21 protein-coding genes and 1 tRNA gene are annotated in these 22,365 nt (G+C 66.8%); 11 read left to right on the forward strand and 11 right to left on the reverse strand.

The window, feature by feature from the left end; all coding sequences use genetic code 11:
• Nucleotides 1-26: 26 nt before the first annotated feature.
• Nucleotides 27-485, reverse strand: coding sequence for a 23S rRNA (pseudouridine(1915)-N(3))-methyltransferase RlmH (locus tag OIU93_RS16510; RefSeq protein WP_264271157.1), 459 nt, complete (start codon nucleotides 483-485; stop codon nucleotides 27-29).
• A 98-nt stretch (nucleotides 486-583) separates the two neighbouring features.
• Here OIU93_RS16510 and OIU93_RS16515 point away from each other — a divergent pair, with 98 nt between their 5' ends.
• Nucleotides 584-1,288 carry a phosphatase PAP2 family protein gene (locus OIU93_RS16515; RefSeq protein WP_264271158.1) on the forward strand — a complete coding sequence of 235 codons (705 nt, stop codon included), beginning with the start codon at nucleotides 584-586 and terminating at the stop codon, nucleotides 1,286-1,288.
• A 91-nt stretch (nucleotides 1,289-1,379) separates the two neighbouring features.
• Nucleotides 1,380-2,153, forward strand: a complete 774-nt coding sequence (locus OIU93_RS16520; protein ID WP_264271159.1) for an SDR family oxidoreductase — start codon at nucleotides 1,380-1,382, stop codon at nucleotides 2,151-2,153.
• Nucleotides 2,154-2,178: 25 nt separating this feature from the next.
• On the opposite strand, the gene OIU93_RS16525 is transcribed toward OIU93_RS16520, so the two are convergent.
• Nucleotides 2,179-3,075: a hypothetical protein gene (locus OIU93_RS16525; protein WP_264271160.1), complete on the reverse strand. Its 897-nt coding sequence runs from the start codon at nucleotides 3,073-3,075 to the stop codon at nucleotides 2,179-2,181.
• Nucleotides 3,076-3,083: 8 nt separating this feature from the next.
• Nucleotides 3,084-4,103, reverse strand: coding sequence for an SPFH domain-containing protein (locus OIU93_RS16530; RefSeq protein WP_264271161.1), 1,020 nt, complete (start codon nucleotides 4,101-4,103; stop codon nucleotides 3,084-3,086).
• Between the two features lie 111 nt (nucleotides 4,104-4,214).
• Between OIU93_RS16530 and OIU93_RS16535 the strand changes: the two genes are divergently transcribed.
• Nucleotides 4,215-4,949, forward strand: a complete 735-nt coding sequence (locus tag OIU93_RS16535; RefSeq protein ID WP_264271162.1) for an NUDIX hydrolase — start codon at nucleotides 4,215-4,217, stop codon at nucleotides 4,947-4,949.
• A gap of 178 nt (nucleotides 4,950-5,127) precedes the next feature.
• Here the strand turns inward: OIU93_RS16535 and OIU93_RS16540 are convergent.
• Nucleotides 5,128-5,218, reverse strand: a tRNA-Ser gene (locus tag OIU93_RS16540).
• A 70-nt stretch (nucleotides 5,219-5,288) separates the two neighbouring features.
• Between OIU93_RS16540 and OIU93_RS16545 the strand changes: the two genes are divergently transcribed.
• Together OIU93_RS16545 and OIU93_RS16550 are read left to right on the forward strand one after the other, a co-directional pair.
• Nucleotides 5,289-6,527 carry a winged helix DNA-binding domain-containing protein gene (locus OIU93_RS16545; RefSeq protein WP_264271163.1) on the forward strand — a complete coding sequence of 413 codons (1,239 nt, stop codon included), beginning with the start codon at nucleotides 5,289-5,291 and terminating at the stop codon, nucleotides 6,525-6,527.
• A gap of 43 nt (nucleotides 6,528-6,570) precedes the next feature.
• Entirely contained in the window at nucleotides 6,571-7,224 is a 654-nt protein-coding gene (locus tag OIU93_RS16550) for a hypothetical protein (RefSeq protein ID WP_264271164.1), read from the forward strand.
• A gap of 13 nt (nucleotides 7,225-7,237) precedes the next feature.
• Here OIU93_RS16550 and OIU93_RS16555 read toward each other — a convergent pair whose 3' ends face one another.
• Together OIU93_RS16555 and OIU93_RS16560 are read right to left on the reverse strand one after the other, a co-directional pair.
• Nucleotides 7,238-7,720, reverse strand: a complete 483-nt coding sequence (locus OIU93_RS16555) for a nucleoside deaminase (RefSeq protein WP_264271165.1) — start codon at nucleotides 7,718-7,720, stop codon at nucleotides 7,238-7,240.
• A gap of 82 nt (nucleotides 7,721-7,802) precedes the next feature.
• The gene (locus OIU93_RS16560; protein ID WP_264271166.1) at nucleotides 7,803-9,212 is read right to left on the reverse strand and encodes an FAD-binding oxidoreductase; all 1,410 of its coding nucleotides are present in this window, start codon (nucleotides 9,210-9,212) and stop codon (nucleotides 7,803-7,805) included.
• A 151-nt stretch (nucleotides 9,213-9,363) separates the two neighbouring features.
• Between OIU93_RS16560 and upp the strand changes: the two genes are divergently transcribed.
• Nucleotides 9,364-10,002, forward strand: coding sequence for a uracil phosphoribosyltransferase (gene upp, locus OIU93_RS16565; RefSeq protein ID WP_264271167.1), 639 nt, complete (start codon nucleotides 9,364-9,366; stop codon nucleotides 10,000-10,002).
• Nucleotides 10,003-10,092: 90 nt separating this feature from the next.
• Here upp and OIU93_RS16570 read toward each other — a convergent pair whose 3' ends face one another.
• Both OIU93_RS16570 and OIU93_RS16575 read right to left on the reverse strand, forming a co-directional pair.
• Complete coding sequence (locus OIU93_RS16570) at nucleotides 10,093-11,730, reverse strand: cell wall metabolism sensor histidine kinase WalK (RefSeq protein WP_264271168.1); 1,638 nt, start codon at nucleotides 11,728-11,730, stop codon at nucleotides 10,093-10,095.
• Nucleotides 11,727-12,467 carry a response regulator transcription factor gene (locus tag OIU93_RS16575; protein WP_264271169.1) on the reverse strand — a complete coding sequence of 247 codons (741 nt, stop codon included), beginning with the start codon at nucleotides 12,465-12,467 and terminating at the stop codon, nucleotides 11,727-11,729. The genes OIU93_RS16570 and OIU93_RS16575 overlap by 4 nt, the downstream gene beginning before the upstream one ends.
• 584 nt (nucleotides 12,468-13,051) lie before the next feature.
• Between OIU93_RS16575 and OIU93_RS16580 the strand changes: the two genes are divergently transcribed.
• From OIU93_RS16580 to OIU93_RS16600, 5 genes are all read left to right on the forward strand, one after another.
• Nucleotides 13,052-13,849 (forward strand): winged helix-turn-helix domain-containing protein, encoded by a 798-nt coding sequence (locus tag OIU93_RS16580; protein WP_264271170.1) that lies wholly within the window; start codon nucleotides 13,052-13,054, stop codon nucleotides 13,847-13,849.
• Between the two features lie 112 nt (nucleotides 13,850-13,961).
• The gene (locus OIU93_RS16585) at nucleotides 13,962-14,483 is read left to right on the forward strand and encodes a histidine phosphatase family protein (protein WP_264271171.1); all 522 of its coding nucleotides are present in this window, start codon (nucleotides 13,962-13,964) and stop codon (nucleotides 14,481-14,483) included.
• A gap of 3 nt (nucleotides 14,484-14,486) precedes the next feature.
• Nucleotides 14,487-15,434: an EamA family transporter gene (locus tag OIU93_RS16590; RefSeq protein WP_264271172.1), complete on the forward strand. Its 948-nt coding sequence runs from the start codon at nucleotides 14,487-14,489 to the stop codon at nucleotides 15,432-15,434.
• A gap of 183 nt (nucleotides 15,435-15,617) precedes the next feature.
• The gene (locus tag OIU93_RS16595) at nucleotides 15,618-16,781 is read left to right on the forward strand and encodes a DUF1611 domain-containing protein (RefSeq protein ID WP_264271173.1); all 1,164 of its coding nucleotides are present in this window, start codon (nucleotides 15,618-15,620) and stop codon (nucleotides 16,779-16,781) included.
• Nucleotides 16,778-18,493, forward strand: coding sequence for an ABC transporter ATP-binding protein (locus tag OIU93_RS16600; protein ID WP_264271174.1), 1,716 nt, complete (start codon nucleotides 16,778-16,780; stop codon nucleotides 18,491-18,493). The genes OIU93_RS16595 and OIU93_RS16600 overlap by 4 nt, the downstream gene beginning before the upstream one ends.
• A gap of 19 nt (nucleotides 18,494-18,512) precedes the next feature.
• On the opposite strand, the gene OIU93_RS16605 is transcribed toward OIU93_RS16600, so the two are convergent.
• From OIU93_RS16605 to OIU93_RS16615, 3 genes are read right to left on the reverse strand one after another with little or no spacing between them, the layout of a single operon-like run.
• Nucleotides 18,513-19,115, reverse strand: a complete 603-nt coding sequence (locus OIU93_RS16605; RefSeq protein WP_264271175.1) for a TetR/AcrR family transcriptional regulator — start codon at nucleotides 19,113-19,115, stop codon at nucleotides 18,513-18,515.
• Nucleotides 19,112-21,430 (reverse strand): YhgE/Pip domain-containing protein, encoded by a 2,319-nt coding sequence (locus tag OIU93_RS16610; RefSeq protein ID WP_264271176.1) that lies wholly within the window; start codon nucleotides 21,428-21,430, stop codon nucleotides 19,112-19,114. Before OIU93_RS16610 ends, OIU93_RS16605 begins: the two co-directional genes overlap by 4 nt.
• Nucleotides 21,427-22,233, reverse strand: a complete 807-nt coding sequence (locus tag OIU93_RS16615) for an ABC transporter ATP-binding protein (RefSeq protein WP_264271177.1) — start codon at nucleotides 22,231-22,233, stop codon at nucleotides 21,427-21,429. Before OIU93_RS16615 ends, OIU93_RS16610 begins: the two co-directional genes overlap by 4 nt.
• Between the last annotated feature and the right edge of the window lie 132 nt (nucleotides 22,234-22,365).

Raw genomic sequence — 22,365 nt, forward strand, 5'->3', positions numbered from 1 at the left:
GGGACGGATTACCGCAGGGGCCCCGGCTAGACGTGGTGGTACTTGCCGCCACCGGAGATTTCCTGGGCTCGGTAGAGCTGCTCGGTGAGGATCAGCCGCACCAGCTGGTGCGGGAAGACCAGTTTTGACAGGCTCCAGACGAAGTCGGCGCGGGAATGGACCGATTCGTCGACCCCGTAGGCGCCGCCGATCACCACGGTGATGTTCCGCGAAGTGTCGAAGGGTCGCTGCAGGGTCTTGGCCAGGGTCGGGGAATCGATGTTCTTGCCCCGCTCATCCAGCAGTACCAGGAAATCCCGGGAATCGACCTTCGCCAGGATTCGCTCGGATTCCTCGGCGCGGGCCGAATCCCCCTCGCGTGCCGAGTGGGGGAGCAGCTGCCACTTGAGGTCGAAGGGCTTTTTCATGCGTTTTTCGTAGCGTTCGATGCCCTCGGTCACCCAGGATTCATGTTTCTTGCCGATGGCCAGCACGCGAATTGTCATGGTTCCATCTTCCCGCATGCCGGCCCAAGCCTCCGGCACGCGGGGAGGAGGGCTGCCGCCTCGGGCCGTGCCAAGGCACGGACGTTAGGCTGGATTTCATGAATTCACCGCGCCGGACCGGGAAGAACCGCAGCCATGCCGGGTCGATCCTGGTTTTTTCCCTCGCCATTTTGCTGGGGCTTTTTGCCGTGGCACGCCGCATCTGGGTTTCGGCGCGCGCCGGCGGGGTTCCCAGTGTCTGGGACATCCCGGTCCTGGAATGGATGGTGTCGAACCGGAATGCGGCCACGACGGACGCGGCCTGGTTCTTCACCATCCTGGGGGACACCCCTGCCATGACCATTCTGGCGTTGTGCATCGCAGTCCTGTTCTCATGGCGCACCCGTGGCGTGTGGCCGGGAGTGCTCATCGCCATGACGGCCGCGGGTTCCGTGGCATTGACGGTCGTGCTCAAGGCCACCCTGGGCCGGGCGCGGCCTTCACTGGACAGCGTTCTTGCCCCGCTCCCCGCGTCCTTTGCCTTCCCCAGCGGCCACGCACTGAATTCCATGGCGATCCTGGGGGTTGTCGGATACCTGTCGATCCTCATTTTGCGCACCCTCTGGGCGCGAGTCCTGGTCCTGTGCACCTTGGCGTGCTTTGTGCTTGGCGTGGGATGGAGCCGGATCTACTTGGGGCACCACTGGCTTACCGATGTCCTGGGTGGATTGCTCATCGGCGGCGCATGGGCTGCTGTCGTCATCCTCCTGCATCACTTCGTGCTGCTCAGGAACCGGCGCACGGTCAGGTGGCTGCAGCTCTAGGTTCCAGTGACTTGCCCCTGCGGCACCCGATGGTTTTTGCGGCACGGTCTTCCCTCGAACCAACGCCGCCAACGGGCGTAGGCTGACATGCATGAGGGTGAGTGTTCTCGGCGGCAGCGGAAACATGGGCAAGCGGGTCGTCGGCCTGTTGCAGGAGGCCGGCCACGAAGTGGTGGTTGCGAGCCGTTCATCGGGCGTTGACGCCTACACGGGATTTGGCTTGGCGGTGGCGCTGCGCGGTGCCGATACCGTGGTGGACTGCCTCAACATGACATCGGTCAACGCGCGAGCCTGCATCGATTTCCATGAAACCACCGCCAAGAACATCATTCGCTCCGCGGAGCAGGAAGGCGTCAAGCACCTGGTGTGCATCTCGATCATCAATGCCCACAATCCGGAGGTCAACCGGCGCATGGGCTACTACCGGGGTAAGGCTGCGCAGGAGGCCCGCTACCAAAACGCCAAGATCCCCACCACCATTGTTCGTTCCACCCAGTGGTTCGAGCTGGCCGAGACCTTGCTGGACCAGATGAAATTCGGGCCTGTGGCGGTGGTGCCGCATATGCATTGCCAGCCGGTCGCGGCCGATGCGGTGGCGCAATTGGTTGTTTCCATGGCCGAGGCGGGGTCGGACGCTCCGGCTGGAGTTGAACTTGCAGGTCCCGAACCCCGCAACATGGCCCGGCTGGCGCGCCTTGTTGCCAGGAGCAACGCCGCCGCGAACCACCGTGGGCCGCATCCCCGCGTCATTGGCGTCCCGGTGCCGGGAATGAAGGCGTTGAACGGCGGGCTGCTCCCCGCCAACGCCGTCCGTACTGATCCAACGACCTTTGAGCAGTGGCTGGCCAACGGCCGCAGAGCCTAGGTTGCCCCTTCCAATCACTCCGCACCTATGCGAGCCGGAGTGGCCGAACGCCGAGCTGGATGCTGACTTCCTGTCCCCACGAGGCGGTGAGGCGGTCATGCTCCATGCCGTCGCCAAACACCACTAGTTGGTCCGACGCCACGGTGAGGCGCAGCGGTTCGTTTGCTTCAAGCACGCCTTCCGTCAGGGACGTCCCCGTGATGGGGGAGGGCCACGCTTCGCGGACAAACCAGGCCAGTCGGGGGTCCGTCGGGTCCGGCAGTGGCCGACCTCCGCGTTCGAGGGCTATGGAGGCGCACCATCCGGTGGCGCCCGTTCCGGTGGAAACGATGAGCCCGGACGAAGAGTGCCTTTCGGTCCGTCCGTCCGGAGTCGTGAGCTGGTAACGGGCAGACTGGTGGGAAGGGTGCCCGATGAAAATCTCGTTGAGCCCCGACAGTTCCTGACCGTCGTCGAGCCGCGCCGTCACCATGGCAAGTTCCCGGCAGCGCAGCGCTATCCTGTCCCCGTCCGGGGCGGCGTTCTGCAGCAGCCGTGCGGCATCCGCGGTGGTGTGCCGGACCAGAACGCCCGGATTCATTCCCGGTTCCGGGTCGATCCCGATGACGGGCTGTCCGGTGAGGTACTTGGCCACATTGGCCACGAGTCCGTCTTGGCCCACGACGGCGATGACGTCCTCGGCGGTGAACAGAAACCTGCCCAGGTCTGCGCGTTCCACCTCGGCGCGGCGCCAGTCGGACGGCGCCGCGGCGCGGATGGTTGCCAGCGCCGCGCCGAGCAGCTCGTGGCGCGCCTGGACGGCGGCAAGGGTTCGGCCCCGGGTGCGGAGAAAGAACTCTGCCTGGCCGAGCGTGGCGTGCCGGTCCAACAATTCTGCCAACTCGGTGCGCCGATGGACGATGACGAGGCGAGGTGTTGCCATGGCCGGGCCTACTTTCCGCCGGCGGCCGCGGCGCCCGGCTCCCGGATCAACCCGGCCAGTGCCCCGCTGAGCAGGTCCGGGGTGACGGTCAGGTTGCCGATGTTCGGCAGCGAGCCGGCGGCCTCGCGGACCGCCAGAGCCAGCAGGGTGGCCTGGTCCATGCCCCGGTAGACCTCCATGGCGGCGGCTTCCCGTGCTGCTTCCGCCTCGCCCACCAAACGGATCCGGTTGGCCTCGGCGGTGGCGCCGATGCCCCGGCGTTCGGCTTCCGCATTGGCCTGGACCAGGCCGGCGGCGGCCTGTTCCTCGGCTTCGCGCCTGGCGTTGGCACCCTCTTGGGCCACGAGGTGTTCGCGCCGGGCGGCCAGTTCGATCTGGCTGGCCATCTCGTTCTCCGAGATGGTCCGTTCGCGTTCGACCGCAACTGCCCGGCGTTCGTACACGGCACGGTCGGCCTCGGCCTGCAGTTGTTCGCGGACCGGTGTCTGAAGCGCCCGTTCGACCTCGGACTCCGGCCGGACGGCGAGGACCTGTACGCCGAGGATCTCGATACCGGTGGACACCAGCCGGGTGTCGGCGCTCAGGGCCTCGGTGAGGAGGTTGCGAAGCTCGCTGACGCCGTGTTCCAGCGACTGGGCGAGCGTGGTGGTGGCGATGTGGTCGATCGCGTGGCTCTGGCAGAGCTGGCCGATGATGGTGGCCACCTGCTCCTTGCCGCCGGAGGTTGCCGGGCCCGCCGGCTGGAGGCCGAAGTCGAGCCTGCTGGCCACGGACACCGGTTCCACGAAGCGGTAGGTGACGTTGGCCTGGACGCTGACGTCCTGGTGGTCGCGGGTGATGGCGTGGAAGAGCGTGGGTAGTTCCTGGTCGTCGACGGGAACCTCGCTGAGTACGGATGACGCCGGCCGGAACCAAAACGCCTGGCCCACACCCTGGTGCCTGACGGCGCCCTTTTGCAGGTGGACAACGTAACCGGTGGGGCTGCCCAGGAAGTGGCTGATCCAGGGGTAGCGCTTGATGGTGGCCATGGCGGGAGTTCTCCTCAAACTTCACTGCTTGTCGTCACTTTGACGATAAGACGAGCATAGAGTGCTTTCTGAATTATTGTCAACATGACGATAAGTATTTATGATGGGTGCATGCCTCAATCCCATCCGGAGCCCACGCGCTTCCCGGTGACGGTGGACATCGTCGCCCTCACCGTCCGCGACGATGCCCTGAACGTCCTGCTGATCACCCGCCTCATCGAGCCGTTCCGCGGCAAGCTCGCGCTGCCGGGAGGGTTCGTGCTTGCCGGAGAGGGCCTGGGGGAGGCTGCGATCCGCGAGCTGGCGGAGGAGGCCGGGGTCGAGCAGGTCCCGGGGCACCTGGAGCAGCTGCAGAGCTATGGGCCGAAGGGGCGTGACCCGCGCGGGGATGTGCTCACCGTGGCCCACCTGATGCTGGCGCCCAACTTTCCCGTATTGTCCGCCGGAAGCGACGCCGAGCACGCCGCTTGGTATCCGGTCAGCCACGTTCTGGAGGGGGAAACCGAACTTGCCTTCGACCACGGGCGCATCCTGGCCGATGCCGTGGAGCGTGCAAGGTCAAAGCTCGAGTACTCGCCGCTGGGGGCGGCTTTCTGCGGGGATGAATTCACCATCGCGCAGCTCCGCGCCGTGTATGAGGCGGTGTGGGGCACCCGCCTGGATCCCCGGAACTTCCACCGCAAGGCCACGGGAAACCCCGGTTTCCTCGAGGACACCGGGCGAATGACCGCGGGCGACGCCGGTCGCCCTGCGGCGCTTTTCCGGCTCGCGCCGGCGGCCCGTTCCGCGGCGGGAGAACCAGTCCGGGCGGTGCTCAACCCGCCTCTCATGCGGCCTCGCCCTTAAGGGTCGGCGCCGCCGACAAGAACTGTGAGCGTTGCCCCCATTGAGCGTTGCCCCCCCGGCGTCGCCAAACAAGGAATCTTGCGAGAATTTTGTTGCCGTTGCGTTGCTGTGAGGTCAATTTCCGGGCAAAGCAAAAGGCCCCGAATCCCTTGTTTAGAGGGGAATCGGGGCCTTTTTCTGGCGGTGACGGTGGGATTTGAACCCACGGTACGGGGTTACCGTACACAACATTTCGAGTGTTGCACCTTCGGCCGCTCGGACACGTCACCAGACCAGAACACTCTACCGGGTAAATGGCCCACAACAAAAACGAGCCATCTTTCGGGGCAGAATGTAGCCATGACGACGAAGAGCGAAACCCCGCAAATTCCCCAGGAGAAGCTGACCCCGCAAGTGCTGCGCGCCTGGTCGTGGCACCGCCAGGGACTGGACGGTGCGCTGGCGGGATGCGATTCGGCAACAGTCCTGGACCGCGTGGGCTGGGCCCGGTCGATCGGCGGCGCCAATACCTACCTGACGCTCTTCGCGCGTGCAGGAATCCGCCGCCCCGAGGCCGACGCGGCGCTCGCCGCGCAGGACATCCACGAACTGCCCACCGCACGGGGCTGCACCTACGTCCTGCCCGCCAAGGACTATGCCTGGGGGCTGCAAATGGGGCATGCATCGGCGGAGGCCGCGGTGAAGGTGTTGGTGCGCCTGGGCGTGGAGCGGGAAGAAATCGAGCAACTGGCCGAAGATGTGCTGCGGGTCCTGCTCCGGGCTCGGGGCACCGCCGAGGAAGTACTGGATCCCCGCGGGCTGAAGGAGATCCTGGGTGACAAGGTCCGAAGCATGGGCGAGGAAGGCAAGAAGAAGGGCGCCAGCACCACCCTGCCCGCAGCTCTCGGGCTCCTGCAGGCCGACGGGCGGATCCGCCGCGTGCCGGTGAACGGGCGGCTGGACCAGCAGCGCTACTCCTATGTGGCTTGGGAACTGCCTGCCAGCGGGGAATCCGACGAAGCAGCCAGGGCGCGGATGCTCGAGCGGTTCCTGGGTTGGACGGGCGGGGCCACGCTGGGACAGATCCGCTGGTTCACCGCTTTCACCGTGGCCCAGGCCAAGAAGGCGCTTGCGGCCACCGGGGCCGTGGAGGTCTCCACCGCGGCCGGCGAGATGCTGTGGATGCTGCCGGAAGACGTGCACGGGCTCGCCGGATTCGAGGTACCGCAGGCCGAAGACATCCAGCTGCTGTCGGGCTCCGATTCGCTCGTGTTGCTGCGCCGGAACGCGGCCGACCTGTTCGACGAGGTGGGCACCGAATCGGTGCAGGGGATGAGTGGGTCGGCGTTGGCCGCCGATCTCTCGGACCACCCGATCGTGGACCGCGGCCGGATCATCGGATTGTGGCAGTACGCTCCGGAAGAGACTCGGATTGCGTGGTGGACGTTCGAGCCCGCAAGCGCCGGCGTGCGCTCGCGCATTTCGCAGGTCGAGGCATGGATCACCGAGGACCTCGGGGACTTCAGATCCTTCAGCTTGGATTCGCCGAAGTCGCGGGCGAAGAACATTGCCAGGCTCGATCAACTGCGAGGAGCATGATCATCAGGGTATTGAATCCCCGATTCGCGACAGGAGCTTGAGTATGTTGATTGCCGGGAAAATTCCGTTGAGGTCGGTCATGAACCGTTTGGCAGAAGATCGGGCAGTCCTGCATTCGGAAGGCGACTTACAGCATGCCTTTGGGCGAGCTATCTGGGAGATTGATCCACAGGTCCAGGTGCGCGCCGAAATACGACAACAGGGCATCGCACCCGTCAGGCGGGTTCTTGACATGTCGTGCTCAACGTCGTCTGGCAGAACCGCGATTGAGTTTAAATTCCATCCCGGGTCCGGCCGAGGGAAAGATCGTTGGGGCGACGAGTTCGTCCATCGCCAGCAAGGTGCAGATGATGTGTTGCGTCATGGATTCGTCAATGACATTTTCCGGCTCGAGAGCTTTTGCAAGGACCCACGGTGGAGCAACGGTCTGGCGTTGCTGGTTTCGAACGTTCCCGCGCTGTGGAACGAACCGACGAGGGCCAGCCATGAACGCCAAGACCGAGATTTCCGGTTGCATGAAGGGACAACGCTCCAGAAAGCTCTCTCGTGGGCGGGCCAGCGGGAGCACAATAACGCGCTTACCCTGCAAGGAAGCTACGAACTACGGTGGAACGATTATGCCCCACCGGTCGAAGGAATAGGGCAGTTCAGGTATCTCGCTGTGGAAGTTGCCGGAGTCAGGGACCAGCAATCCTGAAATGAGCGTGGGGCTAGCGCTTGGCCCGGAAAAAGTCGGTAAGCAGGCGTCCGCATTCTTCCTCGCGGACCCCGGGGTAGACCTCGACCCAGTGGTTCAGTCGCGGCTCGCGCAGGATGTCGAACACCGATCCGACGGCGCCTGCCTTCTCGTCCCAGGCGCCAAAGACGACCTTCGGGATGCGCGCGAGCACTATGGCCCCGGCACACATGGCGCAGGGCTCGAGGGTGACCACCAGGGTGCAGTCCTCCAGCCGCCACCCATCCCCGGCCCCGGTGTCGCGCAACGCCTGGGCCGCGGCACGGATGGCCACGAGCTCTGCGTGGGCCGTGGGATCCCCATGCGCCTCGCGCTCGTTGCGACCGGTGGCCAGCACCTTTGAATCGGGGCCAATGACCACCGCGCCGATGGGAACGTCGCCGGTGGCCAGGGCGGCACGGGCCTCGTCCAGGGCCAGGCCCATGAGGTCGCGGTGGCTGGGCTGTTCAGGATTCACCCGGCCAAGTCTAGTTCCGGTGCAGGCGCCTCCGCTGCCTGCCTGCGCCGGAGGTCGGCCGACCAGCTGCCCGAACTCATGGCTAGCCGGCGTTCGGCAGGACGATGTTGTGGTTGAGGCGAAGCCTGTTGTGCGGGTCGTAGCGGTGTTTGAGCGCCGTGAGTCTGGCGAGCTTTTCGGCACCGTAGAGGCCGAGTAGATCGAAGCCACCTGGCACGTGCTCATCGCTGCTGGAGAAATTCACGTACTCCCCGCCGTGCGCGAAGGGTTGCATCTCATGGTGGAAGCCGCGGATGAAAGCCACATGATGGTCGTCGCGTTCCTTCCCGTTCCAGAACCCGTAGATGTTGAGCCAGAAGGGGGAGCTCCGGTCCCCGAATGCCGTTGCTTCAGGGCGAATCCGTCCCATGGCGCCACCCATGACGTGGATGTCGAAGCCCATGCCCGGCCAGTCGAGTTGCCGCGCCCGGGCGGTGAATACGTTGATGGCCTCGTCCGAAAGGTCATCCAGTGCCGAGTTCTTCCAGTAGGCGCGCACGCCCTTGGGGAACATCTCGTCCACCACGGACTGCCAGTCGGGCCATGAAACGGGGGAGATGTCCTGCTCCTCGGTGGGCGCAGCCGCGAGGAATTTCTCGACGCAGGCGGCTCCGGCCGCATGATCCGGATCCGCCCAGAGGAATCCGACGATGAGCACGCTGCTGTTGCCCAGCTCCCACTCGGGCGGCGGCACCATGGCCGTGACGATGACCGTCATCTGGTCCGGGAGCCCGGCGGCCCAGTCGCGCACGGCGCGCAGGGCATGCTTCCACTGTTTTGGACGGTAGATCAGGTTCCCGGCGTAGAGGGTTTCCGGCAGCGGGTGGGCCTTGAACGTGAACTCGGTGACGACCCCGAAGTTTCCGCCGCCTCCGGTGAGACCCCAGAGCAGGTCGGGGTTGGTGGTGGCGTCGGTGTGGACCAACTCGCCCTCGGGGGTGACAAGGTCCGCCGCCGTGAGGTTGTCAGCGGTCAGTCCGAAGGGCCGGGTGAGCCAGCCAAAGCCGCCGCCCAGACACAGCCCGGCCACCCCGGTCTTGGAGACGACCCCGACGGGAACCGCCAGCCCGTGGGCGCTGGTAGCGCGGTCGAGTTCACCCAGCAGTGCCCCTCCGCCGACCCTCACCCGTTGCTCCGCGGCATCCACGTGCACGGTGTTCAGGGCACGCATATCGAGCACCAGGCCGTGCTCGACGGTGCCGAACCCCGCCACGTTGTGCCCGCCGGAACGAATCGCCAACGGCAACCCGTGCTCACGGGAGAAGGCCAGCGCGAGAGACACGTCCGCGACGTCGGCGGCGCCGACCACCAGCATGGGGTGCCTGTCGATCATGGCGTTCCAGACGGTGCGGACCTCGCCGTATTCGGGGTCGGCGGCGGTGAAGAGCAGCCCGTGCAGTGACGCCGACAGCGACCGCAGTGCGGATGCCGGAAGCGGGTGGGTGATGTCCATGGTGCCAGCTTCGTGTTGTGTCCAGGTCGAGACCGGCCCGGTCTGTGGCCCATTCTCCTCGCGGCCCAAAGGCCGGTCAATGGCGGGAATCACCCGAAGCCGGAAAGCGAAAGCCGGGGAACGTGCCCGTTTGGCTGGTAGATTTTGGTGCATGCGCGTACAGGTAATCGACCACCCATTGGTGGCCCACAAGGTATCGGTCCTTCGGGACAAGAACACCCCGTCGCCGGTCTTCCGGCAGCTGACCGACGAGCTGGTGACCCTGCTGGCCTACGAGGCAACGCGCGAGGTCAAGACCGTCGAGGTCCAGGTTCAGACCCCGGTGGCCACGACCACCGGCATCGCCTTCGCCAAGCCGACCCCGTTGGTGGTGCCGATCCTGCGCGCCGGCCTGGGCATGCTCGAGGGCATGACCCGCTTGGTTCCCACCGCCGAGGTCGGCTTCCTGGGCATGGCCCGCAACGAGGAAACCCTCGACATCATCACCTACGCCGAGCGACTTCCCTCCGATTTGACCGGACGCCAGGTGTTCGTGCTCGATCCGATGCTGGCCACCGGCGGCACGCTGATCGAATCGATCAAGTTCCTCTTTGACCGCGGAGCCGCGGATGTCACCTGCATCTGCCTGATCGCCGCCCCCGAGGGCCTGGCTCGTCTCGAGGAGGCCTACGGCGACAACGAGAAGGTCCATCTGGTGCTGGGCGCCCTGGACGAGAAGCTCGATGAGAACGCCTACATCGTTCCCGGCCTGGGCGATGCGGGCGACCGCCTCTACGGCGTGGCACACTAGCAACCGCATCAGCGGCGTCCGGCCGGCAGGGGAAACAAATTCCCGTGCCGGCCGGACGCCTTTTTCATGCCTTGGGGACGGTGCCCGGACTCAGGCCTTGGTCGCCTTCGGCGGGGTGGAGGGCTTGGGCGGCACCGCGGGCGGCAGCGGCAGGCGCACCTCGAAGACGGTGTTTCCGGGAACGGAGGAGACCGTGATGGTCCCGTCGTGGGATTCGACGATGGCCTTGGCGATGGGCAGTCCCAACCCGGTGGTTCCGTCCGCGCCGGAGCGTGCGGCATCCGCGCGGGTGAAGCGCTTGAACACCAGCGGCAGGAAGTCCGGGGCAATGCCTTCTCCGGTGTCGCTGACCCGCAGCACCGCCTCGTGCGTGGCGGCGTCGCGGCGGACCTCGACGGTGACGTTGTTGCCTTCCAAGGTGTGCTTTCGGGCGTTGCCCAGCAGGTTGGTGATGACCCGGCGCAGAGCCGAAGCATCGCCCGAAACCACCAGCGGTGTTGCGGGGATCCGGGGGGTCCAATGATGGGCGGGAGCCGTAATGGCGAAATCCTCGGTGATTTCGGCGGCCAGCTTGCCCAGATCGACCGGCGCCTTCTTGACCTGGTGCTTCTCATCGAGCCGGGCCAGCAACAGCAGGTTTTCCACCAGGGAACTCATCCGGGTGCTCTGTTCCAGCACCCGCTTCAGCGAGCGTTGCCCGTCGTCGGAGAAATGCTCGGTGGCGCTGATCAACTCGGTGTACCCGCGGATGGCCGACAGCGGGGTGCGCAGCTCGTGGGAGGCATCGGCCACGAACTGGCGCATCTGTGCCTCCGAGGCCTCACGCACAGCGAAGGCGGCGCCCACATTGTCGAGCAAGGCATTGAGAGCCCTGCCAACCTCCCCGGATTCGGTGCCCGGAATGGAGTCCTCCGGGGCCACCCGTGCCTCCAGGGCGGCGGTGCCCGATTCGAGTTCGGCGTTGGCCACGGATGACGCCACGGCCGAGACTCGCTGCAGCGGAGCCAGGGAACGGCGAATGATCATCGAGCCGATAAGCCCGATGGCAATCAGCCCGGCCAAGGAGATCGTCACGGTCAGGATGCCCAGGGAAGCCAGGGTCCGCTCGGTGGGCGCCATGGGCAGGCCGGTGATCAGGACTCCGCCGGAACCGGGATCGTGCTGGGCCGAGAGCATGTAGTCGCCGATGCTCAGGTGGTGGACGACCGGGGGTGCATCGATCTCAACCGAGGTCAGGGGCTGCACATCGGTGTCGGTGATGTCCTTGCGCTCGCCGGTCTTCGAATCGAGCACGGCACCGGAAAACAAGTAACCGGAAACGATCTTGGCATTGAGGGTTCCGGATGCCTGCCCCGGGGCAAAGGGCGATTCGGTGGATGGCTTGCGACCATTTTGCGCTGAATAGCTGGCGGCGCGGTCGGCGGCGAACTCCAATTGTTCGTGCAGTTGGGCCGTAAGGGACTGGCGCATTCCGGCATTGAGCAACAGGCCAATGACGGTGCAGATCAATGCCAGGGAGCCAATCAGGGCGAGCAGCAACTTGCGCTGCAGGGGGAGGTGGCCAAGGCGGTGTCGCAGCCCGAGATGCAGAGGGTCCTTTTCGGGAGGGTTCCCGCCGGGAAAGGTGGCTTCCTTGCCATCGTTGTTCGCGGCCTGCATCGAGAGCGCCTCGGTGGGCCGGGGTTCCGGTGCGCCGGAGGGTGGGGAGGGCCGTGCAGGTTGGGTCATGATGCCGGCTTGAGCATGTATCCGGCTCCACGCACCGTGTGAATCATGGCCGGACCATCGGCTTCGATCTTTTTGCGCAGGTAGGAAACGTAGAGTTCGACAATGTTGGCTTGGCCACCGAAGTCGTAGTGCCAGACATTGTCGAGGATCTGGGACTTCGAGACGACCCTGCGGGCGTTGACCATCAGGTAGGAGAGCAGGTCGAACTCGGTCGCGGTGAGGCTGATGGGGACCCCGGCACGCGTGACGTCGTGGGAGTCGGAGTTCAGCACCAGGTCTCCCACGACCAGTTCCGCGCCGTCAGCCGCGGTGGCGCCCGAACGCTCGACAAGCTTGTGCAGGCGCAGCAACACCTCTTCGAGGCTGAAGGGCTTGGCCACATAGTCGTCGGCACCAATGCCCAGGCCCTCGATCCTGTCCTCGACCGCGTCCTTGGCGGTCAGGAAGAGGACAGGGACCTCGGGCAGGAAGGTACGGACCTTGCGCAGCACCTCCGGGCCCTCGAATCCGGGCAGCATCCAGTCCAGCACCAGGACATCCGGGACCGATTTGCGGGCTGCCTCCACCGCGGAGGGCCCGTCGTGGGCCACGGTGGCTTCCCAACCCAGCATCCGGGTGCCCATGGAGACCAGCTCGGCCAGCGAGGGCTCGTCGTCGACAACAAGTACCCGGATGGCGGTACCGTCCGGGTGGGTCAGGCGGGGCAGTTGCGTGGGTGAAAAGCGGGAATCTGGCATGTCTTTAACTCTCCATCCGAGGTTTAGGCCGGCCCTGTGGCCCGGCTGTGTGCGCGCTGTGAGGCCTGGTGGTTCCAGCCTAAGGCCTGCAGTTGGCGGCATCCTGGCGCGGGGGCCAACGGCACCCGCAGGTTCATTGCCTGAGACCCGGTCCGGGTGTAGGTCAGGGATTCCAAACGCCGCGGGACTGCCGATTGATCACATTGACCGGTGGTGCGGAAAAGATGGCGCATAACGTCGATCGGAGAGTCTGCATTGCGCAAATCTGCACAATGTGATGATCGACACGTTAAGCGCTCGATGTCTCACATCGTGGACGCAATCCCAGTTTGTTACTTGCGGGTTCCGAATATTACGAGGAAACTAGAAATTGTGAATAGCGCAGCAACAACACCTCAGGGCCTCTTCGGAGGCATGGCGATGACTTGTCGCCAGTGTTGTTGTCGAATGCCCAGCTGAGCGACCGGAACCCTTCGGCGCTCAGTGACACTCGCATCGCTCCCATTGCTTCGCACCGGCGAGGTAAGCGGAGCACCTAAGCATTCGCGCCATTCCGTGGCATTCACACGAGTTAGAGGTAAAGCATGTCGGTAACGTCCGGATACGTCCATGTCTCAATCCGCAACGCCCAGTCCCGCGCCGCCGCAGCGCAGCGCAGCACTGCTCCCGGCGGCTATGCCCCGGCCGGCTATCGCCAACTCCATGCCGTGCCCGCGGCGCAAGAGCCTCGCCCGATGACAGCCCCGACTCCGGTTGTAGCCCCCAGCGGCACCCCGGGACCACAGCCGGTATCCACGGATACCACTGCCCGCGGGTTTGTGCTCTACGTCGGCTTGGACGAATCGGTGGCACAGGCGCAGGGAACCTCGCTGGGCAAGCTTGCCACGCAGGTCCGCGCCTTCCTGGCCACGCTCTCTCCCGAAGCACAGACCCACGCGGCCGTCGCACTGGCCCCGACCAGCGCACAGGGCGAGAACATCGACGTGGTGCGCCAGGCCCTGGGGGATCCCACGGTCAACCGCCGCCCGCGCGTGGATTCCCGCCCGGCAGCGCCGCGCCCCTCCGGCGTGCTGATCGACCTGTCGCGCCGCGAGGTGCACCTGGACGGCGAGACCCTGAACCTGACGTTCAAGGAATTCGAGCTGCTGAACTACCTGGTGGAAAACGGCACCCGTACAGTGGGCCGCGACGAGCTGCTCACCAACCTGTGGCGCAACGCCGAAGAGGTGCCCAACGAGCGCACCATCGACGTGCACATCCGTCGCCTGCGCTCCAAGCTGGGCCGCCTGGCCAACACAGTGCGCACCGTGCGCGGCCAGGGCTACCGCTTCTACGAGCACCCGGAGGTCGTCGTCTGGGCGGCCCCGGAATACACCATCTAAGTTCATTTCTTGTTCCCTGCGGGGGGCGCGGGTATCCACGGATGCCGGCGCCCCCACAGTTGCTTAAGTCCAGTGGAGGCCTGCGGCCCCCGTGCGCCCTAAGCTTGGATGCATGAGCGAACACCATCTGAAGCGTCTCGTCTTGCTGCGCCACGCCAAGAGCGACTACCCGCTGGGGGTCAGTGACCACGACCGTCCTCTGGGTGCCCGCGGAAACCGCGAGGCGCCGGCAACCGGGGCCTGGCTGCGCGAGAACGACGTGGTCCCCGACTTCATCATGCTCTCCGACGCCCAGCGGACCCGCGCCACCTGCGCGTGGGTGATCAGCGAACTGGGAGAGAAGGCGCCCACGCCCTACCTGGACTCGCGGATCTACGGCGCCTCGAGCACCAGGCTGTGCGCCATCATCAACGAGACCCCCGAAACCGTGACCACGCTCATGGTCATTGGCCACCAGCCGGTGCTACAGGAGCTGGCCATGCGCCTGGCTTCGGTGGACTCGGACGAGGAAGCGGTCTACGAACTGGCCATGGACTACCCGACACTGGGGCTGACGGTGCTGCAGACCGAGAAGCCCTGGGCGGAGATCGACGGCCGCGACATGAGGGTGACCAACTTCGTGGTCCCGCGCTGACCCGTGAGACCCCGCGATACCCTCCTGGCCCTGTTGGTCGCCCTGCTCTGGGGACTGAACTTCCTGTTCATCGACCTGGGGCTTCGCGACACGCTTCCGCTGGTGTTCGTTGCCCTGCGCTTTGCCGCCGTCGCCTTCCCGCTGGTGTTCTTCGTTCCCCGGCCCAAGGTCGGCTGGAAGGTCGTCGCCGGCATCGGGCTGGCCATGAGCGCCGGGCAGTTCGGGCTGCTCTTTACCGCCATGCACCTGGGGCTGCCGGCCGGGCTGGCGCCGGTGGCGCTGCAGGCACAGATGTTCTTCACCATCGGGCTCGGCGCCCTTTTCCTGCGGGAATTCCCCACGCGAAAGCAGGTCCTCGGCTCCATCCTGGGCATTGCCGGGCTGGTGGTGGTGGGCCTTGGCCGGGTTGCCTCGCTGCCCGAGGGCGCAGCATTGGCCGGCGTCCTGGTGCCGTTGCTGATCTGCATTGCCGCCGGTTTCGCCTGGGGCGTCGGAAACGTCATCTCGCGTTCGGCCTCCGGCGCCTCCGGGTTGGGGCTGGTGGTGCACTCGGCGCTCTGGGTCCCGTTGCCGATGCTTGGCCTTTCGCTGCTGCTCGACGGGCCCGCCGCCGTGGGCGATGCGCTTGCCACCCTGGGCCCGGAGACGTGGTGGGGTATTGCCTTCACCGCATTGGTGGCCTCGCTGGTTGGGTACAGCATCTGGAATACGCTGCTGGGCAAGTACCCCACGGCCAAGGTGGTGCCCTACACCTTGTTGATTCCCGCCATCGGGATGGGCAGCGCCGCCCTGGTGCTCCACGAGTATCCCAATGCGCTGGAAATCGCCGGGGCCGCGGTGCTGGTGCTGGGGGTTGCCGTCGGGACGTTGCGGTTTGGAAAGGCGAGGCCAGAAGCGGCGCCCGCGCCGCGGGAGAGGCCGGAAAACGACGCCGTGGCCGAACACACGTGAGGAAACGGATGAGAGTTTTCCGGGGCCCGGAACCCCGGGTTCACGGGCCCCGAACCGGTGAACATGAGAACGCGTGAGGCGATTATGAGAACGCCCTCATCGACCGTTCACCCTTTGCTCATTTGAGCCGCTTTGACTAGGAGCAACGCAAGCCACCGAGCCCCTTGAAAAGGAACCCAGCAGATGAGCATCAGCCCCAGCCTTGAAACCGAAACCTTCGAAGCCAACGCAGCCCTTGCGGCGGCCGAAGGCCGACTGCGCCACCTGAAACTCGATGCACAGCGCGCGCTGAAGATCCGCGCCGCCTACACCACCCGCTTCGTGGCCACCGAGTTCTCCAAGAACGCCGAGGACTTCCACCTCGTCGCCGGGGCGGATGTCACCCCGCAGCCCGGGGACGTGGTCATCGCCCGCGTCGCCGAGATCGGCAAGCACACCCGCCTCGAGTCCCCGGTCTCCCGCCGCCAGCTGATGTTCGTCGGCCAGGAAATCATGGTCGCCTACGGCAACCGCTACGCCCCGGACCAGTTCCTGGCGCACGTGCCGGACTCCCTGGAGCCCTGCCACCTGGTGGCCGGCGGCGGCCTGGCCGGGTACGTCACCGAAATGCACGCCTCGATCGACGCCGCCACGGCCATCGAGCCCATCGGCCTGCTGGCCACCAAGAACGGCGTGGTCAACCTGCGCGACTTCGCGCCGCTGCAGGTCGGCACCCCGTCGCTGGCAGCGCTGCGCGCCGTAGGCACCGTGCGCCCGCCGGTCATCGCGGTGCTGGGCACCTCGATGAACTCCGGCAAGTCCACCACCTTGGGCTGCCTGGTCAACGGACTGTCCAACGCCGGGCTCAACGTGGCCGCGGGCAAGGCCACCGGCACCGGGGCGGGCAACGACCCGAACCTGTTCATCGACGCCGGCGCGTTCCCGGTCTGCGACTTCACCGACTTCGGCTACCCCACCACCTTCAAGCTCGCCTACGAGCAGGTCCGCGACCTGCTGGCCGCGATGATCGACGAACAGGCCGCCTCCGGCGCCGATGTGGTCGTCATCGAGATCGCCGACGGCCTGTACCAGGGCGAGACCTCCCGGTTGCTGCGCGACCCGCTCTTCGCCGCCTACGTGGACACCGTGGTGTTCTCCGCCCAGGACGCCCTGGGTGCCCGGGCCGGGCTGGACGTGCTGCAGGACGCGGCGGTGCCGGTTGCCGCGGTCTCCGGCCTGCTCACCGCCTCCCCGCTGGCGACCGCCGAGGCCGCCTCCCGGCTCGACGTCCCGGTCATCGACACCTACGCCCTGTGCCGCCCCGAGGTCGCCACCGCCCTGATCCCGGTGCGCGCCGCCTCGCTGTGAGCGGCCTCGAGGCCCTGAGGCAGGGGCAGCGCGGACCAACCACGCAACCGCTGGACATCGTGCCCGCCGCCAGCGAACGCGAACCGGCCGCGCGCCTGCCGAAGCTGGTCACCGGGAAACGCCGCGGACTCTTTGCCGCGCTGCTGGCCCTGGCCATCGGCTGCGGCGCGCTCGGGGTCGCCATCGCCCTGCTGGTTGGCGCACTGGTGGGCGGGGGCGCGGTGCTGCCGATGTCCCTGGGCATCGGGGCACTGATCCTGGTGCTGGGCTACGGCCGCTACCTGGAACGGGTGCTGGCCGAAAAGCTCGGGCAGCACTACGTGGCCCAGCTGAGGCTCTCGCTGATCTCCCACTCGCTGCTGGCCGCCAAGGTCCCCTCGGTGGGCATCACCGTGGCCCGGGCCAGCAACGACCTCTCCTCGGTGCGGAACTGGGTGGCCCAGGGCATCGCCCCGCTGCTGGCCGGCATCCCGCTGGTGCTCATTTCGATGGCCGGGCTCTGGATGCTTCATCCGGTGCTGGCACTGGCACTCGGGCTGCCGGTGCTGGTGCTGGCCGGCGCCCTGCTGTTGCTGGCGAAGCCCGCCTACGAGCGGGCGCGGACCCTGAGGCGGCACCGCGGGAACCTGGCCGCGCGCATTGCCGACACCGTTGCAGCCTCCTCCGCCGTGGTCGCGGCCGGCGGAGTGGCACGCGAGCTGTCCCGGGTGGAATCCAGCGGCCAGAAGGTCGTGGACGCCGCGGTGTCGCGGGCCCGGCTGGCGGCGGTGCTGCGCGCCTGTTCGCTGGGCATGCCCCTGCTGGCCACCGCCGTGGTGGTGCTGGTTTCGCGCAACGCGGCCCTGGACGCCGGACACATCTCCACCGCACTGACGCTGCTGGGGCTGTGTGCAGCCCCGGTGGGCGAGTGGGGACGCATCGTGGAATACCGGCAGAACTATCGGGCGGCGTCCCGGATCATTGCCCCGCTGTTGCGGGAGGAAAGCGCGCTGGCGGCGGGCCCGGTGCTGCGCCAAAAGGCCCAGCGGGCCGCGGCGCAGATCCAGGCCTCGCGGGTCGAGGGGTTGTGGCTGCACGGCGTGGACATCGGCGGAAAGCCGGTCCCGGAGCTGCGGGCCGAGCCCGGCGAACGGATCCGGATGACCGGAGCCGACGCGAAGTTGCGCGGAGAGCTGTTCAGCGTGCTGGCCACCGCGCGCACGCAGGCCGGTCCGATCCTCGGTGACCTCGGTGACGATGTTGCCCATCGCGGGCAGTGCTACGTGGTGGCCGGCGTGATTCCCGGGTCGGTGAATGAAAAGAAGCGGCGCCGGCTCATTGGTGCGGCCTTCGCCTCGATGGTGCCCGAGCGCGGCACCTTGCTGCGTGCCCTGCGCTACCGCCGACCCGACGCCGATCCGGCCAAGGCGCTGGCGCTGGCTGCGCGTCTGGGACTGGACGCGGCATCGCTGGAGCACGGCCAGGACACGCACCTGCGCCGCGGCGGGGCGCCGCTTGATGCCACGCAGCGCGCGGGACTCATGGTCGCCCGGGCCATGCTCGGCTCCCCGCCGTTGCTGTTGCTCAACGAGATCGACGGCCACCTGGACTCAGCCGCCCGCGGGCAGCTCGAACAAATGCTCGACGGGTACCGTGGCGTGGTGATCGTGTGCTCCGACTCCGAGTGGTGCGCGGGATACCGCCCGTGGGACCTGGACGGCCCGGCGGACTGATCGAGGACCGGCCGGGGAATCAGCGCAGGGGAGCGGTGAAGGCCATCGCTGCCCCGACGCATTCCTCGATGCTCCGCTCCGGGTGGAAGACCTGGCGGTCCCGGCCCAGGATGAGCGTGGCCCCGAACAACGCGGTGGCCAGCGCGTCAAGGTCGGGCACCGGATGCCCGGCCGGGGCCGCGTCGGCCAGGCGGGACAGGGCCGTGCGGACCATCCCGATGACGTCGTTGCGCATCTGTGCCAGCGCCCCTGCCCATTGGCTGTCGGACTGCCATTGCTCGGAAATCCAAAGCTGCGAGAAGGCAGGGTATTCGGCAATGAATTCCAGGGCCTCGGCAACCATCAGCCGCAACCCGGCGTCCGGGTCCGCGTGAGTGGTGCCGGGCTCGAGGCGTTCGAACAGGATGGCAATGCCGTAGTTCAGCAGCTCGCCAATAAGCTCGTTCTTGGACCCGAAGTTGTAGTAGACGGTGCCCTTGGAGACTCCCGCGGCCTTGGCGATCTCATCCACGCTCACCTGCTGGTGCCCGCGGGCGCCGATCAATTCCATGGAGGCGGTGAACAGCCGGTGCTTGGAGTCGGTCGCGCGCACCCGGGGCCGGGGCGTGGTGTTCTGGCTCATGCGCTTAGCTCCGGATGCAGTGTTTTCAGGGACCAGGTCTTGTGCAATCGTACCGCCACGGTGCTGGCCACCAGGCCCAGCACGGTGTAGCCGACCAGCCCCGCGACGATGGGTCCGAGCACCGAGAGGTCGGCCCCGTACATCAGGTGGCGCAGGCCCGTGACCACGTGGCCCATGGGCAGCCAGCGGTGTGCCACGTGCAGTGCCTCGGGGGTGGTTTCCCAGGGGAAGGTGCCCCCGGAGGAGACCAGTTGCAGCACCATGAGCACCAGCACCACCATCTTGCCCGGGGTGCCGGCTAACGCGCAGATGCCCTGGATGATGGCGGTGAAGGCCATGGAAGCCAGCAGGAACAACCCCCAGGTCATCCACGGGTGGGCGGTGTCCAGCCCCAACCCGTAGAGCACCACGGCGTAGAGGATGGTGCCCTGGAGCATCGAGATGCCCAGGAACGGCAGCCAGCCACCGATCGCGATCTTCCAGTTCGCGGCGTTGGAGGCCAGCGCGCGCTTGGTGATCGGGCGCATGATCTGCACCAGGATGAACGCGCCGATCCAGATGGCCAAGGTCATGAAGAACGGGGCGAGCCCCTCGCCGTAGACCCCGGCCTTGGCCTGGTCGGTGCGCTTGATGTCCACCGGGTCCCCGATGACCGAGGAGACCTGTTCCCGTGAGGAGGCGTCCGGGTTGGGCACCTCGGAGGTTCCGTCGGCCAGCTTGGTGGACAGTTCCCCGGAGCCGTCGCGCAGTTCGGTGGCGCCGTCGCCCAGCTCGCCCACGCCGGTGCCCAGTTTCTTCGCGCCCGAGGCCAGCACGCCGGTTCCCTCGTGCAGGGTGTCGGCACCCTCGGCCAGCGCACCGGCCCCGGAGTCGAGCTTCTTCGCCCCGGCCAGTGCATCGTGTTGTCCCTCGGCCAGGGTGCCGGCCCCGTCGGCGAGGAGCTGGGCACCGCCGTTGAGCTTGGACGCGCCGGCCGCGGCATCGGAAATGCCCGTCTTCAAGGCAGGCATGGCCCCGGCCAGCTGATGGGTTCCGTCAGCGAGCGTGGACAGTCCTCCGGAGAGTTCCTTCGCGCCGGCGGCGACATGGGCGGACCCGTCGGCGAGCGCGGAGATCTGCGACCGGGCGGTGGTCAGCTGCTTCTTGGTGTCGGCGACCTGGCCGGCCACGCCGCTGGAGGCCGCCGCGTCCGTGACGTCCTTGCGCACGGTCTCTGCCTGTTCGGGGGTCAAGACCCCGGCCTCGACCAGGGTGTCCAGCCGGGTAAACAGCGTTTCGGTGGCCGAATCAATGCGGCTCTCGGCATCCTTCTCCAAGGCCGTGAGCGTCTCGGCCGCCTGGGCGACCTTGTCATCCAGGGCTTTGTTGCCGGCAGCGACCTGGGCGGCGCCGGAGGAAAGCTTCTTGGAGGCGTCGGCGGCCTTTTGCGCCCCGTCATCGAGCTGCGCCGTCTTGGCAGGAAGCGAGGAGGTCTTGGCCTTCAGTTCCCCAAGCCCGTCGTCGAGGTCCTTGGTGCCCGCGGCCAGGGTTCCGGCACCGTCGGCAAGCTTGTCCGCGCCGTTGTCCAGCTTCCTTTGCCCTGCCACCAGCGAACCGGTGCCATCGTGCAGGGTATCGGCCCCGTCCGCCAGATCTCCTGCACCGGAGTCGAGCTTGGTCGCCCCGTTGCCTAGTGTTTTCGTGCCATCGGCCAGGGAAGTGACCCCAGCGGAGAGTTTCACGGTGCCGGTGTGCAGTTCGCCGGCGCCGTCGGCGGCCTTGGCCATGGAGGTGTGGATGTCCGAGAAGCCGGTCAGCAGGGCATCGGCGGTCTGGGTGCCGACCTCCTTGGCCACGGTGTTGTGGACCTGCCCGGCGAGCTTGTCGGCGAAGGTGCCGACCATGTAGTTGTTGGCGTCATTGGTGGTGATCTTCAGGATGCCCTGCTTGGCCTTCTCGAAATCGCCGGGGGAGGCGAGGTTGGCGGAGAAGTCCTGGGGGATCGTCATGGCGAAGGCGTAGTCGCCGGCCGCGACCCCCGCATCCGCCTCGGCCTCGGAATCGACCACGCTCCAGCCAAAGCTCCCGTCCTCAAGCAGTTCGGCGGTGACGTCGTCGCCGACCTTCAGCTCCTTGCCGTCCTGCGCGGAACCGGTGTCGAGGTTGACGATGGCCGCCTTGACGTTGTGCAGGTGTGCGTACGGGTCCCAGTTCGCGTAGAGGTACAGGGCGCCATAGAGCAACGGGACCAGGCACATGGCGATGATGGCAATCCGCGGCAGGCGCCCGGAGGTCATGCGCTTGAGTTCGGAAAGGGCCAGGCGCAACGTGGTCATGATTCTTCCTTCGGTGCGGTCAAATGCGAGGTGGGTGCCGCGGCATCGGCGTCATCGGCGAGGCCCCGGGCAGTCACTGGGGATGCCTCGGCGACCGGCTCCCCGGGGCTCTCCCCGGGTGCGGCGGTCGCCTGGTCTTCCGTATCGAGGTTCGCCGCGGGTTCCGGAGCAACCGCCAGCTTGTCTTGCACCCGGCCGGCCCTAGCCGTCGACCCGCCCCAATTCGCCGGGATGCGCTGGACGACCGCCACCACGGCCGGGGCACGGCGCCCGGTGGCCACCGATTGCAGATAGTGGAACCAGTCGTCCTCGGGGATGCCATGGCGGTCGGGGGAATCGAAGACCAGCATCTCGACGCCGCGGTCCTCGAGCGCCAAATGGGTCAGTAATCCGAGGCGTGCGAGCGGGTCGATGGCGTCGAGCCATTCATTGGCCAGCTCGTCCATGTGGTGTTTCCTGATCCAGGCATCGATCCCGCTTCGCCGCCAGATCGGTCCGGGCTGCAGCGCAAGGTCCTCGGCCACGAGGTCGCGCACCCGGAGGTGTGCCTCGGGTTCGTTGATTTCCGGGGAATCAACCAGTGCGCTGATGCGCCGTACCGCGCCCAGGGTGGAATTGCCCGACCAGCTCACCGTTCCCTCGGTGGGGCGCATGCGGGCACTGAGGCCCAGTGCAAGTGCGGTGCGGGTCGGCTGGGGCACCGCCTGGACCAGCAGGAGTTCGCCGCGCGCAACGGCGAGGCTCGTTGGATGCAGGAGGGGCAGGTGGCGGCCGGCAATGGCCAGGCTATCGGCGATAAGCACGATTAGAGCATAAACTGAACTGACCGGTCAGTTCAAATAGCGTGGGTGTCTGGTTCGCCACGAATCTCGTTCCCACGGGTGGGCCAATGACACAATCAAGCATCTTTTGGCCACCGGGCTCCGCAGGGACAG

Source organism: Paeniglutamicibacter sp. ZC-3 (assembly GCF_025847175.2).
In the GTDB taxonomy this organism is placed as follows: Bacteria; Actinomycetota; Actinomycetes; order Actinomycetales; family Micrococcaceae; genus Paeniglutamicibacter; species Paeniglutamicibacter sulfureus.